The organism is Paenibacillus tundrae (genome assembly GCF_036884255.1).
In the GTDB taxonomy this organism is placed as follows: Bacteria; Bacillota; Bacilli; order Paenibacillales; family Paenibacillaceae; genus Paenibacillus.
The window spans coordinates 5,012,273-5,033,855 of the sequence record NZ_CP145605.1; the positions used below are offsets into that span (position 1 = coordinate 5,012,273).

Genomic DNA, 21,583 nt, shown 5'->3' on the forward strand with positions numbered 1-21,583 from the left:
ACTACAGGTCTCTGCGCCGTTGTTGATTCAGCCGAATTTTCGATTCATTCCCCTGCTCAGTCGCTTCGTAAAATACACGGCGTGATAGTTGCTTAGGTAGGTATTCCTGCTTCACATAATGACCTGGATAGTTATGAGGATATTGATATCCTTCATGTCCAAGTTTCACCGCGCCTGAGTAATGGGTATCCCTCAAATGAAGGGGTACCTCTGCCGATTTCACTTCATCGATGGCATTCATCGCTTTGGATATGGCCGTATACACCGCATTCGATTTAGGGCTCTCTACCGCAAATAGAATCGCTTGAGCAATGTTCAGCTTGGCTTCCGGCCATCCGTTGTTCCGGTATGCATCCAATGCGCCAATGGCTTGTGTCATCGCTTGTGGGTTAGCAAGTCCAATGTCCTCACTGCTCGCTGCAATCAGGCGACGAATAAACGTCATCGGATCCATACCGAGCTTCTCCACTGCATATAAAAACCAGAATAACGCCGCATCACTAGAACCACGAATGCTCTTATGGAAGGCAGATAACACATCATACTGCGTTGATTCATCCGCTTTTACAATGGGACGCCGAATCGACTCCTCCGCTACACCAAGCGTAATATGAATCGTACCATCCTTCTCCGGTGGCGTCGTCAGGGCAGCCAGTTCAAGTGCATTTAACGCCCGGCGAATATCCCCATTAGCCATCGTAGCGATGTGCTCCAGCGCTTCCTCGTCTACCTGCAGCTCCATGAAGCCCAGCCCTTTGTCTGCATCCGTAAGCGCACGACGCATCGCAATCAGAGAATGCTCCTTGTTCAAGGACTCCAACTGGAACAGGGTGGAACGACTCATTAAAGCTCCATTCACATAGTGAAAGGGATTCTCCGTTGTAGCTCCGATAAAAATAATGGTGCCTTTCTCCACTGCTGGAAGAAGTGCATCCTGTCTAGAGCTATTGAAGCGATGAACCTCATCCAGAAATAGAATCGTTTTAGTTCCATACAGCTGTTTGTTCGTCTGCGCCTGTTCGATCACTTCACGCACATCTTTGACAGAGGCATCCACTGCGTTGAGACGCACAAATTGACCCTGTGTATGCTTCGAGATGATGTTAGCAAGAGTTGTCTTACCACAGCCTGGAGGGCCGTATAATAAAATCGAGGAAATCTGATCCGCTTCGATCGCACGTCGCAGCAGCTTCCCCTGTCCGATAATGTGTTCTTGTCCAATATATTCATCAAGCTGCTCTGGCCGCATCCGGTCAGCGAGCAGTCTTGCCTGTGGCTGTGAATCTTGTTGAAATGAAAATAAATCCATGATCTATCACTTCCTTAACTAATGACCTGTACTCTCTATCATATCATATTCTTTCGGTAGCAAATCCATAAATGCACGTAGAGCACTACTAACAAAGGCATCTTTGCGAGTGATAAAATACGTCATCATATGATTCATACCCAAAGGAAGTGGATGTTTACGCAGTAATCCTTGTTGCAGATGTTGCCGAATCACAATTTCAGGTAACAAAGAAATCCCCATACCTGAAGTAACCCCACTGATAATGGCTTCAAGGGTACCAAACTCCATAATTACGGGACGATTAACACCGTTGCTTCGTAACCAATCTTCCAAAATTTGACGATAGGAGCACCCCATGCTGTATACCAAAACAGGCTTCTCAACGAGTTCTTGATTCTCTGGACGAATGCCAGAGGATACAATAAATAATTCCTCGTCGTAGACGGGTACCGCAGAGAGATCAGGATGATCACATGAACAGCCTATAAAGGCTCCTTCCAGCTCATAACCCAGCACCTGATCCATAAGAGATTGTGAGTTGCCTGTGCTTAATGACAGGGAAACCGATGGATACAGCGTATAATAACTTGCAAACAGCTCTGGCAATCGTACAGCCGCAGCCGTCTGTGTAGAGCCTATTCGTAGCGGACCTGTTGGCTCATTGGTGGCACATAGTGCTTTCTCTGCCTCATTCAGCAATCCGATAATCTTATCTGCATAGGTAAGCAGCAACTCCCCCGCAGGAGATAACGTCATCCCCCGATTATGACGAATGAACAGTAATGTACCGACCTCTGCCTCTAAGTATTTGATTCTCGCTGTGACATTGGACTGCACATATCCCAGGCGCTCCGCTGCCTTGGTCAAATTGCCTTCCTGGGCTACAACTTGGAATATTCGTAGATCTCCGCTCTCCATATAATGAACATACCCTCCTCATCTGACATCACTATTAATGATATCAAGATCATTAACAATCATTATACAGTATGGCAGATCAGCCCTACAATTGAGGTTATCAGGATACAGCGTATAGCTGTTTCACCCTAGGAGGATGTATAAGTATGTCTAATCGACACCATAGTTGGACAGAGCAAGTGGTTTTAATTACTGGAGGTGGTACAGGCATCGGACGAGCAACCAGCATACTTTTGGCTGAACGAGGCGCGAAGGTTGTTATCAATTACTCTCGTTCCCGTGAAGATGCCGAGGCGACTGTGCAGTTTATTAGGGACTTAGGTGGGCAGGCCATGAGCATTCAAGCTAACGTTGCATCTGACCATGAGGTTCGTCGAATGGTCGCGGCAGTTGCTGAAACGTATGGACCTGTAACCCAACTGGTCAACAATGCAAGCATTACGCATCATATTCCACTGCCTGATCTAGAATCTGTAACGGATGACATCTGGAATGAATTGTACGATGTGAACGTCAAAGGCATGTTTTATTGCGCACGTGCTGTCTCAGACGGAATGAAACAGGCTGGTCACGGTGCAATTGTCAATTTGGGAAGTATTGCAGGCAGCACAGGTTCAGGCTCATCTCTTCCCTACGCTGTATCCAAATCAGCCGTCCATGGCTTAACCCGCTCACTTGCTCATGCTCTTTCACCTAATATCCGGGTCAATGCGATTGTCCCTGGTGCAGTGTCTACACGTTGGTGGGCAGGCAACGAAGAACGAATGAGCCAGTTGGCAGGGAATATTTTGCTACAGAAAATTACGCCTAGTGAAGATATCGCCCATATGATCTGCGCCGCCCTCGAACAACCCTCTATGACAGGACAATTAATTACAGTTGATGCTGGTCAGACATTGTAACGTGAATCATGGAAAGGAGTACTGATGGTATGAAACCCGGACGATACACACTACTAATTATCATCACAACCTTCATTATGGGAACTTCATTTCCTGTTGGTAAACTAGGCATGCATTACGCTCCGCCCTTCTTACTTATGGGACTGCGTTATACCCTCGCCAGCATCATTATGGTCTATATTGTGCGTAAACGCCCACTGCCTGTAGGATGGCGACAATGGTTACAGATAGCCTTGATCGGACTATTCCAGTCCGCTGGTGTCATGGGCTGCGCTTACTACAGTATGAACTGGATCAGTTCGGGAGAATCGGCCATTCTGACCTTCACCAATCCTCTACTGGTCATTCTATTCAGTGCAGTTCTGTATGGGGTGAGCTACCGTTGGAGTCAATGGGCTGGTGTTCTGCTAGGCTTCATAGGGGTTGTATTAACGTTTGGTCTACAGCTGAGCGTAAGTCCTGGAACATGGATTGGCCTAGCCGGCGCCTTCTGTTTTGCCGTGTCCACATTATTGATTAAACGCTGGGGAGCTGCGCAGGATACGTTTGTGCTTACCGCATACCAAATGCTCGCCGGTGGCATCATTCTTCTGGTTCTAAGTGCTTGGACGGAAGAACCCCATTTTGTTCTAAATGCGACCTCTGGCTTTGTCCTGCTGTGGCTCGCACTCATCTGTTCGATCATTCAATTCTCACTCTGGTTCTATCTGTTACAACATAGTGATCCAGCCAAAACAAGTTCTTTCCTCTTCTTGGCTCCGTTCTTCGGTGTACTTTCAAGTTGGATTTTGCTATCTGAACGCATGGAGTGGATGATGGGTGTAGGCGGGGCGTTGATCTGTATCGGTATTTATCTGGTCAATCGACGTCAACGTATGACGAAGCTGAGTACAACGAATCCATAATAGTTGGCACCAGTAGTTAATACGAGTAGTTAATACGTGATGTCAAACGAGTTATTAACCACAAGTAAGTAATACAAGTATCTAATATAAGTAACGGATACAAGCACAAAAAAAGTCATGGCGCTCCCCAACTGAGCACCATGACTTGTCGCATTTATTAATAGATAAATCGATTTCATGTATCTCTAAACTTCAGGCCACTCTTGAATAGATACCAAGTCACCGTCTGAGTTATGTGTTGCAGAAGCATATGCTGGTAAATCACCTTCATGAAACAGCCATAGCTCATGCAAGGCACGCGTGCACCCAACATATAGTAGCTTCGCATCTCCTGCATTAGGCAAATAATGTGTCTGATCCACATCCGCCACAATCGCTGCATCGAACTCCAGCCCTTTGGACAGATACACGGGTAGAACGGAGTGACCACCAGTATATTCTTTTTTTGCCACCATCAATCAGATTAAGCTCCCAGCCCGCCTGCTCTAGTTCAAGATGTAACTCCTTCGCTTCATGCAAGGTACGCGTTAGAATAGAAACTGTCCGATAATCCTTTGCCGTCAGTAGTTTCAGAGCACGCTCTAGACTCGCAGTCCGCCCATCACTATCATAAGGGAGCGTCCGGACAGGATCACCACTCCGGAACACAGGAATCGCTGTAATTCCGCTCTTAACGCCCTGTTCAAGAATGGTATTCGCATAATCAATGATCTCCATTGTAGAGCGATAACTACGTGTTAGTGCAAAATATGCATTCTGCTCTGCTGGAAACAAGGAGCTCATCTCTTCCCATGTGTGTACACCACGGTACTCATGAATGCCTTGCGAGAGATCGCCAAGAATCGTAAAGGAATGCCCTTTGACAAACTGATCCAGCAATGCCACGTGAAACGGTGAAAAATCCTGTGCCTCATCGATAACAACGTGATCGAACCGCTCATTGCCTTCAATATCGTTGACTAACGTATGAATATACACGAGCGCTGGTAAATCCTCTTCACGCACACGATTTTCTTTCAGATCTGCTGCCGTTTGTTTCATAACCATCTTCGGAATCGCTTGCTGGGCAGATGCTGGCACTGAACCACCTTTGATCACTTTGAACAATTGCTTATACAGGGTTAACGGTTCGTATTGCGGCCACTTTTTGGCGTAAGCCTTCTCCCGGGTTGCTGCTTTCTTTTTGCGATCCTTGCGCACAGACTCCGGTGCAGGTTTCTTAAGTTCCATCTCTATCCAGCGATGAATACGCGCCATAACACGCTCTTTTCGTTTCGCGAGTGGGTAGTGCTTGTATTCATCCCCAAACCAGCCCTCGATCTCGGCTTTGCTGAGCACTGCCCCATCCCATGGACTGAAGTCCATATCTGGCACGGAATCCTTTTCCATCCCGGACAGCCACTCCTTAATCAGTTCCATGAAGCGGATCGATCCTTTGTAGCGCCCAGGCACATCATCATTAAGCTCAGGACGAGCAGCTGGTGTTTCAAACCATGTGTGTAGTGTCTCCGCTGTATCTGCCAAAGGCATCTCCAGACTGAGCAGATTCATCGCCCAATCCGGGAATGTTTGCTGCTGGATATCACCTACCCCCAGTTCGGGGAGCACATCGGAGATGTAATCAAGGAACATATGGTTCGGTGCAAAAATAACCATTTTCTCCGCAGATACCTGCTCCTTGTATTGATACAGTAAGAAGGCGAGTCGGTGCAGCGCAACTGTTGTTTTTCCAGATCCAGCTACACCTTGGATAATCAAAGCGGTGTTTCTTGCCGCCCGAATGATCTGATCCTGCTCTGCCTGAATGGTTGAAACGATATCACGTAGCTTGTTATCCTTGTTCTCACCCAACCGATACACGAGAAATTCATCCGATACGGCTGGCTGGTCGCTGTCGCGATTATACGTATCTGCCACACGTTCCAATATCCGCTGCCGAATGACAACGTTACGTTTTAAGTAAACGAGACCTTCAATGAGCCCTTCTGGGGCTTCATACGTAGCGGAGGCTTCGCCTCCTGTAAAAGAGTAAAACAGACTTGCGACAGGAGCACGCCAATCGATGACGAGTGGATTCTCGCCTACCTCTTCGCGGTCTACGCCGATCTTACCAATATACAGCGGTTTCCGTGCACCACTGCCCTGCTCTTCGAAATCCAAGCGTCCGAAATAGGGTTGCTGCGCGCTCTTGGACAAGGCGGTGCGGCGCTCTTCGCGTCCCGCTTCCAGCACTTGCTCTGTGAAGTCGTGGCCGGTATAGACCGGAACATTCCGCAGTCGTTCCAACTGACGATCCACTTCCTCCATCGTTCGCTCTAACCTGTACTCTTCTTCTTGATAGGCACTTTGAAAGCTGTCTGACATGTTTCAGTTACCTCCTAAGAAATGTTTGCTCTGCATAGCCAATCACTGACCACGCAAAAGGATACCCAATATATCACATTGATCTGCAAAAAGCTACAGGCACTCCCAATACCAGTAAACGAAAAACCGCTGTTCTCGTTTGTAGAAACGAAAGAACAACGGTGTATAGCTTCAGTTTGTTGATTATCTATGATGGATTAAGCATAACCGGCCTGTAATCACAAATTAATTTTCTTGGCCTTCCTGAGCCACAAACTGTTTCTGAGCAAGCTCACGATACACCGGATGATTGCTAATCAATTCCGCATGCGTTCCTGTTCCAGTCACATGTCCATGTTCCAACACAACAATCTGATCCGAATCAACGACCGTAGACAACCGGTGTGCAATCACAATTGTGGTTCTTCCCTCCATAAGATTGGATAAGGCCTGTTGAACTTCATGTTCTGAGGTACTATCCAAGCTGGATGTCGCTTCATCCAACATGAGAATATCCGGACTACGCAGCAGTGCACGAGCAATAGCAATCCGTTGACGCTGACCACCGGATAACTTGATGCCTCTTTCGCCTACTTCTGTCTCATAGCCCTGAGGTAGCTTGTCGATAAAGTCAGCCGAATACGCCATCTCCGCAGCTCGCCTAATCTCATCCATCGTAACTTCACGGTTCAGTCCGTATGTAATGTTGTCCTTGACCGTACCTGCCATGAGCGGACTTTCCTGTGATACATACCCGATCTTACTTCGCCAAGAGGACAAAGAATACTCTGATATTTGTTGTCCACCATACGAAATGTGACCTGAATCCGGCATATAAAACTGCTCCAATAAGGAGAACAGCGTTGATTTACCACTACCACTTGGCCCAACAATAGCTGTTACCTTCCGTGTAGGAACCGTTAGATCAATCCCATGCAGCACTTCTTCCCCTGTGACATAAGAGAAATGCACTTGATGAAATTCAATGGTTTCATTCCCCTGAGGCGCTATCTTCGTGCTGTGGTTCTGTTCTTCCTCATCTGCAAGAATAGCTTGAATGCGCTCTGTCGCTCCGACTACTTTTTGCAAACGGGAATATAATGTTGTGAACTGTCCCATGGGCATGATGACTTGGAATAAGAGTAGGATGAATGCTACTAGCTCACCTGGCGACAGTATCCCAGAAGCTACGCGCATTCCCCCAACACCCAGAATAACGACCAACACAGCCGTCATGACAAAAGAGAACAACGGACCAATCAACGCCAGAATACGCGCTTCTTGCAAACCAAAAGCAAACATTTTGCGAATCCGGGAATCCCCTGCTTCGGCCTCCTGTTTCTCCGTACCATAGGCTTTAACCAATCGAATCTCGCCAATCACTTGGCTAAGCACCGACGTTAGACCTGCCATCTCATCCTGCTGTTTCTTGGAAATCTTGTACATCTTCTTCCCAACCGGCAACAAAATTAATAACGTAAGTGGCACAAGACTTAGGATAATGAGCGACATCACCCAGTCCAGATAAAATAACAACGCCACTCCACCGATCACAGCAACGATATTAGATACAAACGATACAAGATAATCCGCAATTAAGGTCATGATCTGACTCGTATCATTGGTAATCCGGCTCATCGTATCCCCAGTACGATTGCGATCAAAATACGGCATTCGCAGAGATAACACCTTGTTCCATAGCTTGGTTCGCAGTGTTGCGACCACTCGTTGCCCTGCATAATTCAACATATAAATACTGATGCCCGAAGCAATGGCCTGTATGACAAATGCTCCAACCAATAACAAAATGATAGACTTATCTAACGCAGAGGTCGTCAGTCCATCGATCAGACCCTTGGTCATCAGAGGTACAATCAGTCCGGCTGTAGTCTGAATCAAGGTCAAAATGAGAGCTAGTATCAGGATTAGTTTGGGTGGGTTCGTGGAAGCAATGAGCTTAACGAAATCCTTAAATCCCTTTTTCCCAACCTTAGGCTCATTTTGTTCTACTTGTTGCTGCTCTTCCATTCCCGTTCCTCCCGTTCTCATCTGCTTACCAAAGATCATACGTATGAACTTACACGAGGTTCCCTGCCCTCTTACAACACGCCATGCAGCACGAAGTTAGCCAAAAAGAGAATGGATATGCCATACATCACGAGCGGCACCTGTTTTCCTTGGCCTGCGGCCAGCTTCGCAAGTGGATAAGCGATGAATCCAAACGCCATACCGTCCACGATACTATACGTAAAGGGAATCATGACCATGATCAAAAAGGCTGGGAATGCCTCTGTGAAGTCGCCAAAATCCATGTCCTTCACACCTTGCACCATCAACCCACCAATAATTATTAAGATTGGTGCAATCGCACTATCTGGAATGTAACCAAGCAATGGGATGAAGAAAAAGGTTGCCCCGAACAGCACTGCTGTTACGAGCGGTGTCAAGCCTGTACGACCACCTGCAGCAATACCAGCAGTCGTCTCCGCTGCCGCTACCGGTGGGCTGCTTCCAAATATCCCTGCCAGCACCGTACTAATGGAGAGTGCTCGCAGACTGCCTTTGAATCGTTCTGGACGGCCGATCATTTGCGTTTGAGCGGTAATGAGTCCAATATTTTCGAACACCACAATAAGTAGCAATAGGAATACTGCAATCCAGAAAGCGATGTCGGCTAGCTTCATCAATGACAACTCGCCAAACAAGCCTCCATACTGGCGCAGCGCCTCCATTGCCGATACCGACTCGCCTGGTTGTACTGCACCGAGGACATAGGCAAGCCCTGTACCAATCAGAATACTAATGAGAAGTCCACCCTGTACATTACGGATAAATAAAATTAAGGCAAGAACTAGCGTCACGCAAGCGGTGATTACATTAGGATCGTTGAAATGCCCAATTGCTACAAACGTAGTCTGGTGCGCGATTACGATCCCGCTTTTTTGCAAACCGATGAACGTCAAAAACAAGCCAATCCCTACGGTAATACCATGCTGTAGATTTTTAGGGATCGCTTCACTGATCATTTTATATAATGACGTAAATGCAACAATAGCAAATAATACCCCTGTAACGGCTACAACAGCCAGCGCTTCCTGCCAACTCAGTTTCATCGAATGTACCAATGTATACGTGAAGAAGGCATTAATCCCCATACCAGGCACAACTACAATAGGTGATTTTCCGCCAAATGCCATAAGTAAACAGCCTGCAATAGATGTGAGTAACGTGCCTACCATTGCCGCCTGTAAAGGCATTCCGGCATCAGATAGAATTGTAGCATTGACCATAACGATATAGACCACGGCAAAGTAAGAAATGGCTCCTGCCACAATCTCCTTTTTCCACTGATCCCCCGGTTCGATCCCAAGACGTCTGGACATCCATCCATGTTTCATTCGTTCTATTCCCCTCTCAAGCTGTGAATCTCTATGTATTTATCATCATTTCGCACAGCAATGAATATCATACACGGTTTTCACTTTGAAGTACATGACGTAATCCTGACATATCTATTGCTTCACTGGTTCACTTATCACAGCAAATACGCGACTGATCTGACCAACCTTGTCATGAAGCAGGGCACTGCGTGCTGGGAACTGCACGCATTTAGATATGTCGATTACCTGTTTCAGAGATAAGTAGTAGACAAACACCAAAAAACGCAGGTGCACATAGGCACCCACGTTCTATAAGGTAGAGAATGTTTATTAATTGATGTTACTTGTTGCTTCTGTTATGCCTGTTGCTTCTCATCCGCTTTTTCAAGCAGTTCTTTCACCGCTACGCTGACCATAATCAGTCCAGCTACCGGTGGAACAAAGGCATTACTCGCTGGTGGCTGTTTGGCTTTACGTATTTCTGGTGCGTTCTCCGGCACGATTTTTTGCGTAACATCTGCGCGTGGTTTGAGTGGCTCTTCCGTGGAGAATACCACCTTCACGCCTTTTTTGATGCCGTCTTTACGAAGCTTCGTACGCACTACACGGGCAATCGGGTCCATGGATGTCTTGGAAATATCCGCAACCTGGAATTTCGTCGGATCCATTTTATTCGCCGCACCCATGCTGGAGATCACTGGAATGTTACGTTTCAGGCACTCTTTAATGAGGTGGACTTTGTAGATGATCGTGTCGGATGCATCCAGTACATAATCCAATTCATATTTGAACAGTTCCTCGTAAGTCTCTTCCGTGTAAAACATATTCAGTGCAATCGCATCACACTCGGGATTGATCAGCTTCACCCGGTCAACCATCAGATCGGCTTTCTTCTGACCTACAGTTGTCGTCAACGCATGAATCTGGCGGTTGATATTTGTGATATCCACCACGTCTTTATCAATCAGGATGATGCGTCCAACGCCGCTGCGCGCAAGGGCTTCTACTGCAATACCGCCTACGCCGCCAATGCCGAGCACAGCTACGGTACTATTTTTGAGAGCATCCAGACCTGCAGGTCCGATGGCCAGTTCTGTTCTGGAAAATTGATGGAGCATTGAGATCGAAACCTCCTTTATTTCTTTTCCGCTACCGGTTTACGGGCAACACGGATATGAAGTTGTTCCAATTGCGAGTTGTCTACTTCAGAAGGTGCATTCATGAGCAGATCCGTTGCACTTGCCGTTTTCGGGAAGGCAATCGTTTCACGCAGGTTCGTACGACCAGCAAGCAACATTACGAGACGGTCAAGACCAAAGGCAATACCGCCATGTGGTGGAGTTCCGTATTCGAATGCTTCGAGCAAGTAACCGAATTTCTCATTTGCCACTTCTGGAGACAATCCCAGAGCTGCAAACATTTTCTCTTGCACGTCACGTTTGTAGATACGCATCGAACCGCCACCGACTTCATAACCATTCAGAACAAGGTCATAGGCTTGAGCGCGAATTGCACCTGGGTCTGTATCGAACAAATGTACATCTTCATCTTTTGGACGTGTGAACGGATGGTGTTCCGCCACATAACGTTTCGCATCTTCATCATATCCAAGCAGTGGGAAGTCTACAACCCAAGCAAACTTGAATTTGCTATCATCAATCAGACCGAGTTGACGGCCAATTTTCAGACGCAATGCGCCCAGAACGTCAGCAACGACTTTTTTCGTGTCAGCGGAGAAGAGCAACAAGTCGCCTTCCTCTGCACCTGTACGTTCTTTAACGGCTTCGATCTCTTCAGGCGTGAAGAACTTCACGATTGGCCCTTTGAACTCGCCATCTTTCACTTGAATCCATGCCAGACCTTTGGCACCGTAACGCGCTGCGAATGGTCCGAGGTCGTCGATTTCTTTACGGCTCCATGTACCACAGCCTTTAGCGTTCAGTACTTTTACTTCTCCGCCTTTTTCGATGACAGAAGCAAATACTTTAACACCGCTATTCGCTACGATATCGTTCATTTCTACCAGCTCCATGCCAAAACGCAGATCTGGTTTGTCTGAGCCGTATTTACCCATTGCATCTGCATACGTGATACGTTGGAATGGCAGTTCAAGCTCAATGCCTTTTGTTTCACGAAGCAATTTAGCCATAAGCTCTTCCATCATTGGCAGCAGGTCATCCTGTTGCAGGAAGGAAGTCTCGATGTCGACTTGCGTGAATTCCGGTTGACGGTCTGCACGCAGATCCTCATCACGGAAACAACGTGCGATTTGATAATAGCGCTCCAATCCACCGACCATCAGCAATTGCTTATAAATCTGTGGGGATTGTGGCAGGGCGAAGAATTCACCTTCATGCACACGGCTTGGTACAAGATAGTCACGCGCACCTTCTGGGGAGCTCTTTGTCAAGATTGGTGTTTCTACCTCAACGAATTCTTCTCCATCCAGATAATCACGGAATACTTTAGATGCTTTGGAACGCAGTTTCAGTGTTTCGAACATTTCCGGACGACGCAGATCCAGATAACGATATTTCAAACGAAGCGACTCATCAACCTCAACGCCATCTTCAATGAAGAATGGAGGTGTTTTGGCTGCATTCAGCACTTCGATTTCTGTAATTTGAACTTCAATCTCGCCTGTAGGCAAGTTTTTGTTTACGGTCTCTTCGTCACGCTTAACGACTTTACCAGTAACAGCGATAACATACTCACTACGTACACGATCTGCGATTTGCAGAGCTTCGCCTGAGTAAGCTGGGTTAAAGACAACTTGTACAATTCCACTACGGTCACGTAGATCAATGAAGAGTACGCCCCCAAGGTCACGGCGAGTCTGAACCCAACCGTTTAATGTTACTGTTTCACCGATGTGTGCGGGTGTTAATGCGCCGCAATGATGACTTCTTTTCATAACCAAACTCCTCATTATGTGAATTTCCGTTCTGTGTTGATAGCAGGCAGCTCCTGTTATCACCAGTGCGGTTGTGTGAAGACGAATTTATTGAAAAGGCATTGCTCTTACAGAGCCATTCGACCTTTCGCATCCAATGTGTCTAGTCTACGTTTGTCTGTAAGATAGCCGGATCATATGTTACTTTTTATATTTTGTTACATTAGATAAAGTTTTGAATAGATTATTACTTACCTTGGATTGCAGTGACCAAGTCTTCAAGCTTCACTGTCTGTTGTTCACCTGTATCCATGGATTTCAAGGCAATCTCACCGCGTTCTAGCTCATCATCGCCGAGAATGGCGGTGTAACGTGCTTTGAAGCGGTCTGCCGACTTCATCTGTGCTTTCATCTTACGACCCAGGTAGTCACGTTCTCCAGATATACCTGATTGACGAAGTTTGAACAGCTGACGGTTCACTTCACGATCCGCTGCCTCGCCTAAAGCGACAAAGTAAACATCGAGCGGAGCAAGTGTGGTAACGTCAATGTTTTGGTGTTCCAGAATAAGCTGAATCCGCTCCAAACCAATTCCGAAACCAATACCTGGCTGATCTGGCCCGCCAATATCTCCGACAAGACCGTTATATCGACCCCCGCCGCCTACAGTATCAATTGCACCAATACCTTGTGCCTTTAACTCAAAAGCAGTGAGCGTATAATAATCCAGTCCACGTACGAGACGATTGTTCACGGCATAGTCTACACCGAAGTCATCCAGATATGCTTTTAGCTTGGCAAAGTGATTCAGGGACTCTTCATCAAGACTATCCAAAATGGACGGTGCACCTACGAATTTATCCTGATCTACTTTGCAATCGAGCACACGCAGTGGGTTACGCTCCATCCGTGATTGGCAATCTTTGCAGAGGGTATCTTTCATCGGTCTGAGGAATCCCAGCAATTGTTCACGGTAAGCCGCACGACTGGTTGGATTACCTACGGAGTTAATCTCAACCTTAACATCCTTCAAGCCAAGCTCTACACACAGTTGGTATCCCAGTGCAATCACTTCTGCATCAATAGCTGGATCAAGTGCTCCGATCGCCTCTACGCCAAACTGGTGAAACTGACGCTGACGCCCTGCCTGCGGACGCTCATAACGGAACATCGGACCAATATAATACAGTTTGCTTACATCCGGTTCGCCGTAGATTTTATTCTCCACATAAGCCCGCACCACGCCCGCAGTTCCCTCTGGGCGAAGAGTCATGCTTCGATTACCCTTATCGTCAAACGTGTACATTTCCTTCTCGACAATATCCGTCGTCTCTCCTACACCTCGTACAAACAAAGAAGTCTGTTCGAAAATCGGTGTGCGAATTTCACGATAGTTGAAGCGGCGGCAAAGGTCACGTGCTTTTTCTTCTACGTACTGCCATTTCTCTACAACGCCAGGCAACAAATCTTGCGTACCTGTTGGTTTTTGAAAAGCCATCATTCATCCCTCCAGCTTTTGATATGAATTGGTTCTTTTTAAATAACAAAAAATCCCTCGCCCTGTCGCTGTATACAGCAAACAAAGGGACGAGAGATTGTGTTTAACATTCACCCGTGGTACCACCCACATTCCGGAAACCTGAAACATTAGCCGTTCAGGTGATTCTCCTGATCATACAAAAAGTGCATTTGTATGGATTCATACAGAATCATTCCGCTCAACGTGTAACGCACGTCTGCGCAGGTCTGCTACTGACCTCATAAGAAGCTCAGAGTGTTCGCAGTCTGTTCTCGGGGAAGTCATTCGTCCGCTCATCAAGAGAATCCTTACAGCCTAGGGATTCCTCTCTGGTCATGTGGGTACGGAGTACTTGGTCCCGTCATCAAATCATCGTTATATGTCCTTAAACGCTCTAATCTAACGTTTGGAGTCAATATTATTTCCTGATTGTAATGAACCGCAGTGCTAAAGTCAAGGGTTAACCCGAAAAGATAACAAAAAAAAGCCCGCACACGGTGTGCGGGCTCAAATCATATATAAAAAAAAGGGGGTCATGTGTGTTATTATAAGCCCCCTATGTTAAAGCCTTATGTAACTAATATTACAGTAATATTACAAAAATGATAGCGCTTTATAAATTACCTGTATTATATGGATAAAAGCCCCTGCAACGTCTGAGAGTCAGACGTTACAGGAGCCCACTGGCCTATCATTTTAATTATTCGTCTAATTCCTCTACATAGGCATGGTTAGAGCGAAGCTTATGAACGATATCATCATAGTCTTCATCGCTCACTTTGGCCGACAAAACGTAATGCAGATCACTATAATCTCCCGGAGACACATCCGCAGCATTTAACAAATCTCCATCCTCATTAACGCGATCACGAGGATCTGTCTCCCTGTCACGATCTACATCCGCGATGACTGGAACAACGTTCCCCGTCCCTGGAGCGCCAGGTGCTGTACCCACACCAACGCCTCCACTGGTTCCTGTAGCGCCAGTAGTCGTATAGGGCACTAGAGGTATTAGAATGCGATTACTTCTGCCTACTGCACCATCCAGTTGTCCTACTTCCAAATGCTCTGTACGATACGCTTGAAGTGAGATTCTTGCTCCCTCTGCCTCATCTTCTGTTCGAAAATACGCCTGAATATGTTTTGCCATGTCAAACCCTCCTTTGTCGAGTTGAACTGCCATGTATCTAAGCTAAAACATAGTTTAGAATTCTAAATTACATAAGGCTCATTCATTTAATGGCGATTAAATGACTTTCAACAATTCACGAACAAATGCTGGTTCATCTTCTGGTGTTCTGGATGTAATATAGTTTCCATCCACTACAGCTTCATGATCCTTAAATTCTGCCCCAGCATTCACCATATCATCCTTAAGCGGTGGATAAGCGGTCACGGTACGACCTTTGAGCAAGTCTGCACTTGCCAAAATCTGTGGCCCATGGCAGATCGCCGCGATTGGTTTTTTCGCACTATTGATCTCCGTTACAAACTTCAGAATGTTTGCATCTGTCCGCAGATTTTCAGGAGAAGAGCCACCAGGTATAACTACCGCGTCATAATCGGATGAAGAGACTTCTGAGATCGCCTTATCGGAGGTGTAGGTCACTTTTCCTCCCTTACCTTTTAACGATTCTCCAGCCTTCAAACCGATGATTTCTACATCATGTCCGGCTTTTTTCACTTCATCATATGGCACCTGCATTTCCGAATCTTCAAAATCATTCGCCAATAAAAAAGCAACTTTACTCATAACGTACGTTCTCCTTTCCGTGTTCGAAATTTCTTGAAATCGGGGTTCTGCAGAACTGTATGTCTAACATCTCTGTTCTTTACCCGTTAAGTTGTCGTATGACTTGGCGCATCCCTGCGCCTCGTTTTGTTATTACCCTAACTGAGGGCGTTTATAACAATTCGTTTTCTTTTCTTTCGCAACTATCTTTATGTTCCGAACGTATCATTCGCCGCCATACCAAAAAGACCTGATTCATATGACATGAAATCAGGTCTTCTTTATAGTTTGTCATTTTCAAACAGAATTCCGTTCAAGAGTCTGTTTCAGGCTCACTCTTATGTGCCGTGCAAGATCCACTTAACTCAGCTACGTGGAAGCCTGCTCTGCTCCCCTTTGTCTGCGTTCTCCAGCGCCCACACTGTTGAAGCATATTCAGCAGCTGCACGGGCAAGTTGAAGCGATTCATATAAATTCCCTGGTAGAAGTAAGGGTTCGATGCGTGATCGTGTTTCCTTGACAGATTGACGCATAATGGCAGGATACTCCTTTGACAATAAATTTCATCGGTTGGATATCCTACATTATGACCAGATTACGATCTCATTATGCTCACGAGCTGGGATTACTAGGACTTTCAAGCATTAGGGTGACTGGCCCCCAATTCGTGAAGGTCACATCCATCATAGCGCCGAAACGCCCTGTTTCCACTTGAATGCCTTTATCCCGCAGCAACTGATTGAACAGCTCATATAACGTTTCAGCTACATCTGGTTTAGCTGCAGCAGCGAAGCTCGGACGTTTTCCTTTGCGGCAGTCGCCATATAGCGTAAATTGAGACACAGATAACACAGCTCCGCCCACATCCAAGAGGCTAAGATTCATCTTCTCCTGCTCATCTTCAAAAATACGAAGTCCTGCAACTTTGTCAGCCAAATACTTGACGTCCTTTTCCGTATCTTCATGCGTAATGCCAACGAGCAACATTAACCCTGACTCAATCCGTCCCGTCAATTCATGATGCACAGTAACCTGAGCCTCTTTACAGCGTTGCACAAGCACTCTCATTGCACAGGCTCCTTACTGCATAATCCGGTGCACCGAATAGACATCCTTCACCCGTTTGATTCGTTCTACCACGGCATGCAGATGCTCTGTATTCCGAATCAAAATAGTGACATGCACCAACGCTAATTTATTTTTGTCTGTCCGTCCAGTAACGGCAGAAATATTCGTTTTACTTTCGGAGACAGCTTGAAGCACCTCATTAAGCAAGCCATTACGATCATGACCTGTAATTTCGATATCCACACTGTAGCTCGCTTCAATATTCTCTTCCCACTCAACCTCAATGACACGTGCTGCTTCTTCCCCATCTGCACTAGTTGGAATATTAGGACAATCGCTACGATGGACAGAAACGCCACGTCCACGTGTAACATATCCGATAATTTCATCTCCAGGCACAGGGTTGCAACAGCGGGCAAAACGAACAAGCAGATTATCTATTCCTTTGACACGAATACCATTGGTCGGACGATTTTTGCGTTCTGGTGCAGGCTTCAATTCGCGCATCTCGGAATTCAGTTCCAGTAAGCTGGACTCTTCCTGCTCTTTACGCAGCTTCTCCGTTGCTTTGGTCACAATCTGCGCAGCCGTAATTCCGCCGAACCCGACAGCTGCAAGCATATCGTCAATGTCGTTAAAAGCGTATTTTTTGGCTGCTTCCTGCAGCTTGTCGTCCGTCATCCAAGCGGATGGATCAAGTCCCATACGTTTGAGCTCACGTTCACAGCTCTCGCGTCCTTTTTCCACATTCTCTTCACGCCGTTCCTTCTTAAACCATTGCTTGATTTTCGCTCGCGCATGGGACGATTTGGCGATTTTGAGCCAGTCCTGACTCGGCCCATACGAATGCTTGGACGTCAAAATCTCAATAATATCGCCGGTCTTCAGGTGATAATCAAGAGGGACAATACGCCCATTCACCTTAGCTCCAATCGTGCGATTACCTACTTCCGTATGAATCCTGTAGGCAAAATCAAGCGGGACAGAACCTGTTGGAAGTTCAATGACTTCCCCCTTCGGTGTAAATACAAACACGAGATCAGAGAAAAAGTCCATTTTGAGCGATTCCACAAACTCTGATGCATCTTGAGCCTCATTTTGAAGTTCGAGGATTTCGCGGAAGAAGGTAATTTTGTCTTCAAAATTGTTGCCTGAAGCCACGCCTTCCTTGTACGCCCAGTGGGCAGCGATACCGAATTCAGCGGTACGGTGCATATCCCAAGTTCTGATCTGAACCTCGGTTGGTTCACCATTAGGGCCAACGACCGTTGTATGCAAGGATTGATACATGTTCGCCTTCGGCATTGCGATATAATCTTTGAACCGTCCTGGCATCGGTTTCCATAAGGTGTGTATAATTCCGAGCGTCGCATAACAGTCCTTAATATTATCCACAATAATACGGATGGCAAGCAGGTCATATATCTCATTGAATTGTTTGTTTTTCGTTGTCATTTTCTTAAACACGCTGTAGATATGTTTCGGACGGCCTGATAGGTCTGCCTGAATTCCCATCTCTTCCAGCTTGCTCGTAATTCCGTCCATAACCGTATCAATGTATTGCTCTCGTTCTGCACGCTTCTTGTGCATCAGATTCGCAATGCGGTAGTATTGCTGCGGATTCAAATAACGGAGGGCGATGTCCTCCATTTCCCATTTGATTGCAGAGATACCTAGACGGTTCGCAATAGGACAGAAAATTTCCAACGTCTCATACGAGATTCGGCGCTGGCTTTCTTCCGATTGAAATTTCAACGTCCGCATATTATGCAGACGGTCCGCTAATTTTATGACGATTACACGAATATCCTGCGCCATAGCGATAAACATCTTACGATAGTTCTCGTTCTGTTGCTCTTCTTTGGAGCGGAACTGAATTCGTTCCAGCTTCGTCAAACCGTCAACAAGCATAGCACACGTATTGCCAAAATGATTGCGAATTTCTTCAAGGGACACCGTAGTGTCTTCTACTACATCATGAAGAAGCGCTGCAATAATGGAGATGGTGTCCATCTGCATGTTCACAACAATATCGGCAACCGCAAGCGGATGCAGAATATAAGGTTCTCCTGATTTTCGCGTCTGTCCGTGATGTGCCTGATCCGCAAATTCGTAAGCTTCACGTATGCGCACCAAATCAGGTTCTTTGATGTAGGCTCCGGCCTTCTCGAGTAATTGCTCTATGCCCATTCTGATCTGTTCCGTGTCCTTTCTATACAAAATGGAACCCGTGACATTGCATGAACACAGGCTCCCCGTAAAAGTAATTTCCTATAATTATGACGCTTCACCCGTTTCCCGTCAACTGCTGACGAATAAGAGTAAGTTTTCCATTTTTTTAGCTGAAAATATGTATTCTGTTCCGATGCTGACCCTTCTTGTAAATGTCCCGTTTAATCGAAGAAAAATGGGTATTCCTCTGTATTATTATTCCCGATCCTAGCTGAAATAGAATATAAAGTATAAAAAAACACCTCAAACCCATGCTATTACACAAAATGTTATTGCTTAATTAAGAGAAACTCTGTAATCTATTGAAAGTTTGTGTTTCGGAAAAGGAGATGAACAATCAGTGCAACGCGAAATTCAGGTTAATCAAAAGATGCCGCTCGGCTCAGGTTCGCTGCTAAGCCTTCAGCATTTGTTCGCCATGTTTGGAAGTACGGTGCTTGTACCGAATTATTTCGGTGTCGATCCAAGTATGATTTTGCTAATGAACGGTATTGGTACATTGCTGTACATACTCATGTGTAAGGGAAAGATCCCTGCGTACCTCGGTTCCAGCTTCGCTTTTATTTCCCCTGTATATTCAGTTTTGCTTGCTAATCCTGAGAATGGATATTCTATGGCACTCGGGGCGTTTATCATCACAGGTATTGTCTTCTGCCTCGTAGCTCTTCTCATTAAATATGCTGGAACAGGATGGATTAATGTTGTATTCCCACCAGCTGCTATGGGAGCCATTGTAGCGTTAATCGGTTTGGAACTCATTCCTGTTGCTGCCGGAATGGCCGGGCTAATTAATTCAGATCCTATCAAGAACCCTGATTGGGTACCGCAAGTAAAACCAATTATACTGTCGATGGTCACTTTAGGCGTCACTGTTATAGGTGCCGTAACGTTCCGCGGATTCCCCAAAATCATTCACATTTTGATCGGAATTGTAACCGGCTATGTACTTGGTTATTTTATGAAGGAAGTAGAAAAAGCCAACATTACCAATGCTGACTTTTTCTCGCTACCAACGATCACTACACCAACGTTTGATTGGTCAGTCATCCTAACGATTCTACCTGTGGCTCTCGTTGTAATTGTAGAACACATTGGTCACTTGCTTGTAACGAGCAGTATTGTAGGTAAGGATTTGTCCAAAGACCCTGGTTTGCATCGCTCCCTACTTGGAAACGGCGTCTCCACCATTTTATCCGGTTTTGTTGGATCTACTCCAAATACAACCTATGGCGAGAACATCGGCGTTATGGCCTTAACCAAAGTGTACTCGATCTATGTGATTGGTGGCGCAGCCATCATCGCGATCATCCTTTCCTTCTCAGGAACGTTCTCGGCTCTAGTTGCCAATATTCCTGTTCCTGTTATGGGTGGTGTCTCCTTGCTTCTATTTGGTGTCATTGCCGCATCCGGATTACGTATTCTGGTTGAACAAAAAGTTGATTTTGCCAAACCTACGAATTTGATTCTGACTACTCTCGTGCTCGTGGTTGGACTAAGTGGAACCGAAGTAAGTTTCTATGGTATTCACCTGAAAGGTATGGCACTTGCAACAATTGTTGGAATCTTGATGAGCTTGCTATTCAAACTGTTCGATGTATTAGGCTTGTCTAACGATAAGTCAGAGAATCAACCTTTGACAAAGAAAACACCAGACTGATGTATAATTCGGTTCAAAATAATACTTAAAAACGAAAAAGCTCTTCACCCATAATAAAACTCAACAAAAGCAAAAAGCCTGTTCTCTCACACCATCAAGGAATGAGGGAACAGGCTTCTTTATAATAGTTAATGCTGTATATTATTTCCCGGGAAACGGGAGAGCCAATTCGTGTTCAATCACAGCAAGCTCTACGCTGAAATCTTAGTAGTTCATCAATGTAAATACATCAATTTCAGGCAACTTGGCACGTCCATTCAGATCAGAAAGCTCAATCAGGAAGGCTGCACCAACAACTTTACCACCCAATTGTTCAATCAAATTGATGGAAGTCGCAATCGTTCCACCCGTTGCAAGCAGATCGTCCGCAATCAGAACATTTTGTCCCTTTTCGATCGCATCTGTATGCATAGCGAGTGTATCCTTGCCATACTCGAGATCATATCCAACTTCAATCGTCTCTCCTGGCAATTTTCCGCTTTTACGGATCGGAGCAAAACCGACACCAAGAGCATAAGCCAGAGGGGCGCCCACAACGAAACCACGTGCTTCAGGTCCGGCAATCACATCAATTTTCAGATCAGAAACCATTGTTTTGATCTCATTGATTGCATTGCGGTACATTTCTCCATCCTTCAACAATGTCGTAATGTCCTTGAAGCTGATTCCCGGTTGTGGAAAGTCAGGAATGACACGAATATACTCTTTAAAATCCAAAATAATCTCCTCCTAAAATAAATAGC

General features: G+C 45.9%; 16 protein-coding genes and 1 pseudogene. 3 read left to right on the plus strand and 14 right to left on the minus strand.

Annotated features, from left to right (window positions below):
• Position 1 precedes the first annotated feature (1 nt).
• Positions 2–1,309 (minus strand): replication-associated recombination protein A, encoded by a 1,308-nt coding sequence (locus V6W81_RS22520; RefSeq protein ID WP_145046960.1) that lies wholly within the window; start codon positions 1,307–1,309, stop codon positions 2–4.
• Between the two features lie 18 nt (positions 1,310–1,327).
• Positions 1,328–2,209, minus strand: coding sequence for a LysR family transcriptional regulator (locus V6W81_RS22525; protein WP_145046962.1), 882 nt, complete (start codon positions 2,207–2,209; stop codon positions 1,328–1,330).
• A 146-nt stretch (positions 2,210–2,355) separates the two neighbouring features.
• Here V6W81_RS22525 and V6W81_RS22530 point away from each other — a divergent pair, with 146 nt between their 5' ends.
• A complete protein-coding gene (locus V6W81_RS22530) occupies positions 2,356–3,111 on the plus strand; it encodes an SDR family NAD(P)-dependent oxidoreductase (protein WP_338540453.1) in 756 nt (251 codons plus the stop codon).
• A 29-nt stretch (positions 3,112–3,140) separates the two neighbouring features.
• Positions 3,141–4,016, plus strand: coding sequence for a DMT family transporter (locus tag V6W81_RS22535; RefSeq protein WP_338540454.1), 876 nt, complete (start codon positions 3,141–3,143; stop codon positions 4,014–4,016).
• Between the two features lie 185 nt (positions 4,017–4,201).
• Here the strand turns inward: V6W81_RS22535 and V6W81_RS22540 are convergent.
• From V6W81_RS22540 to V6W81_RS22590, 11 genes and pseudogenes are all read right to left on the minus strand, one after another.
• Positions 4,202–6,380: pseudogene (locus V6W81_RS22540) on the minus strand (HelD family protein).
• A gap of 225 nt (positions 6,381–6,605) precedes the next feature.
• Complete coding sequence (locus V6W81_RS22545) at positions 6,606–8,387, minus strand: ABC transporter ATP-binding protein (RefSeq protein ID WP_338540455.1); 1,782 nt, start codon at positions 8,385–8,387, stop codon at positions 6,606–6,608.
• A 71-nt stretch (positions 8,388–8,458) separates the two neighbouring features.
• The gene (locus V6W81_RS22550) at positions 8,459–9,757 is read right to left on the minus strand and encodes an NCS2 family permease (RefSeq protein ID WP_338540456.1); all 1,299 of its coding nucleotides are present in this window, start codon (positions 9,755–9,757) and stop codon (positions 8,459–8,461) included.
• A 338-nt stretch (positions 9,758–10,095) separates the two neighbouring features.
• On the minus strand, positions 10,096–10,857 hold the full coding sequence (locus V6W81_RS22555) for a tRNA threonylcarbamoyladenosine dehydratase (protein WP_145046973.1): 762 nt from the start codon (positions 10,855–10,857) through the stop codon (positions 10,096–10,098).
• 17 nt (positions 10,858–10,874) lie between these two features.
• Positions 10,875–12,653, minus strand: a complete 1,779-nt coding sequence (aspS, locus tag V6W81_RS22560; RefSeq protein ID WP_063567716.1) for an aspartate--tRNA ligase — start codon at positions 12,651–12,653, stop codon at positions 10,875–10,877.
• 226 nt (positions 12,654–12,879) lie between these two features.
• Positions 12,880–14,130 carry a histidine--tRNA ligase gene (hisS, locus tag V6W81_RS22565; RefSeq protein ID WP_338544048.1) on the minus strand — a complete coding sequence of 417 codons (1,251 nt, stop codon included), beginning with the start codon at positions 14,128–14,130 and terminating at the stop codon, positions 12,880–12,882.
• A 721-nt stretch (positions 14,131–14,851) separates the two neighbouring features.
• Positions 14,852–15,301, minus strand: a complete 450-nt coding sequence (locus V6W81_RS22570) for a hypothetical protein (protein ID WP_145046975.1) — start codon at positions 15,299–15,301, stop codon at positions 14,852–14,854.
• Positions 15,302–15,397: 96 nt separating this feature from the next.
• The gene (locus V6W81_RS22575) at positions 15,398–15,904 is read right to left on the minus strand and encodes a type 1 glutamine amidotransferase domain-containing protein (protein WP_056701229.1); all 507 of its coding nucleotides are present in this window, start codon (positions 15,902–15,904) and stop codon (positions 15,398–15,400) included.
• Positions 15,905–16,248: 344 nt separating this feature from the next.
• Entirely contained in the window at positions 16,249–16,416 is a 168-nt protein-coding gene (locus tag V6W81_RS22580; RefSeq protein ID WP_156395533.1) for a hypothetical protein, read from the minus strand.
• A 79-nt stretch (positions 16,417–16,495) separates the two neighbouring features.
• On the minus strand, positions 16,496–16,951 hold the full coding sequence (gene dtd / locus V6W81_RS22585; protein ID WP_145046977.1) for a D-aminoacyl-tRNA deacylase: 456 nt from the start codon (positions 16,949–16,951) through the stop codon (positions 16,496–16,498).
• Between the two features lie 12 nt (positions 16,952–16,963).
• Positions 16,964–19,141 carry a RelA/SpoT family protein gene (locus V6W81_RS22590; RefSeq protein WP_145047061.1) on the minus strand — a complete coding sequence of 726 codons (2,178 nt, stop codon included), beginning with the start codon at positions 19,139–19,141 and terminating at the stop codon, positions 16,964–16,966.
• 382 nt (positions 19,142–19,523) lie between these two features.
• Between V6W81_RS22590 and uraA the strand changes: the two genes are divergently transcribed.
• Entirely contained in the window at positions 19,524–20,840 is a 1,317-nt protein-coding gene (gene uraA / locus V6W81_RS22595) for a uracil permease (RefSeq protein ID WP_338540457.1), read from the plus strand.
• A 204-nt stretch (positions 20,841–21,044) separates the two neighbouring features.
• On the opposite strand, the gene V6W81_RS22600 is transcribed toward uraA, so the two are convergent.
• Positions 21,045–21,557: an adenine phosphoribosyltransferase gene (locus V6W81_RS22600; protein WP_056701222.1), complete on the minus strand. Its 513-nt coding sequence runs from the start codon at positions 21,555–21,557 to the stop codon at positions 21,045–21,047.
• Between the last annotated feature and the right edge of the window lie 26 nt (positions 21,558–21,583).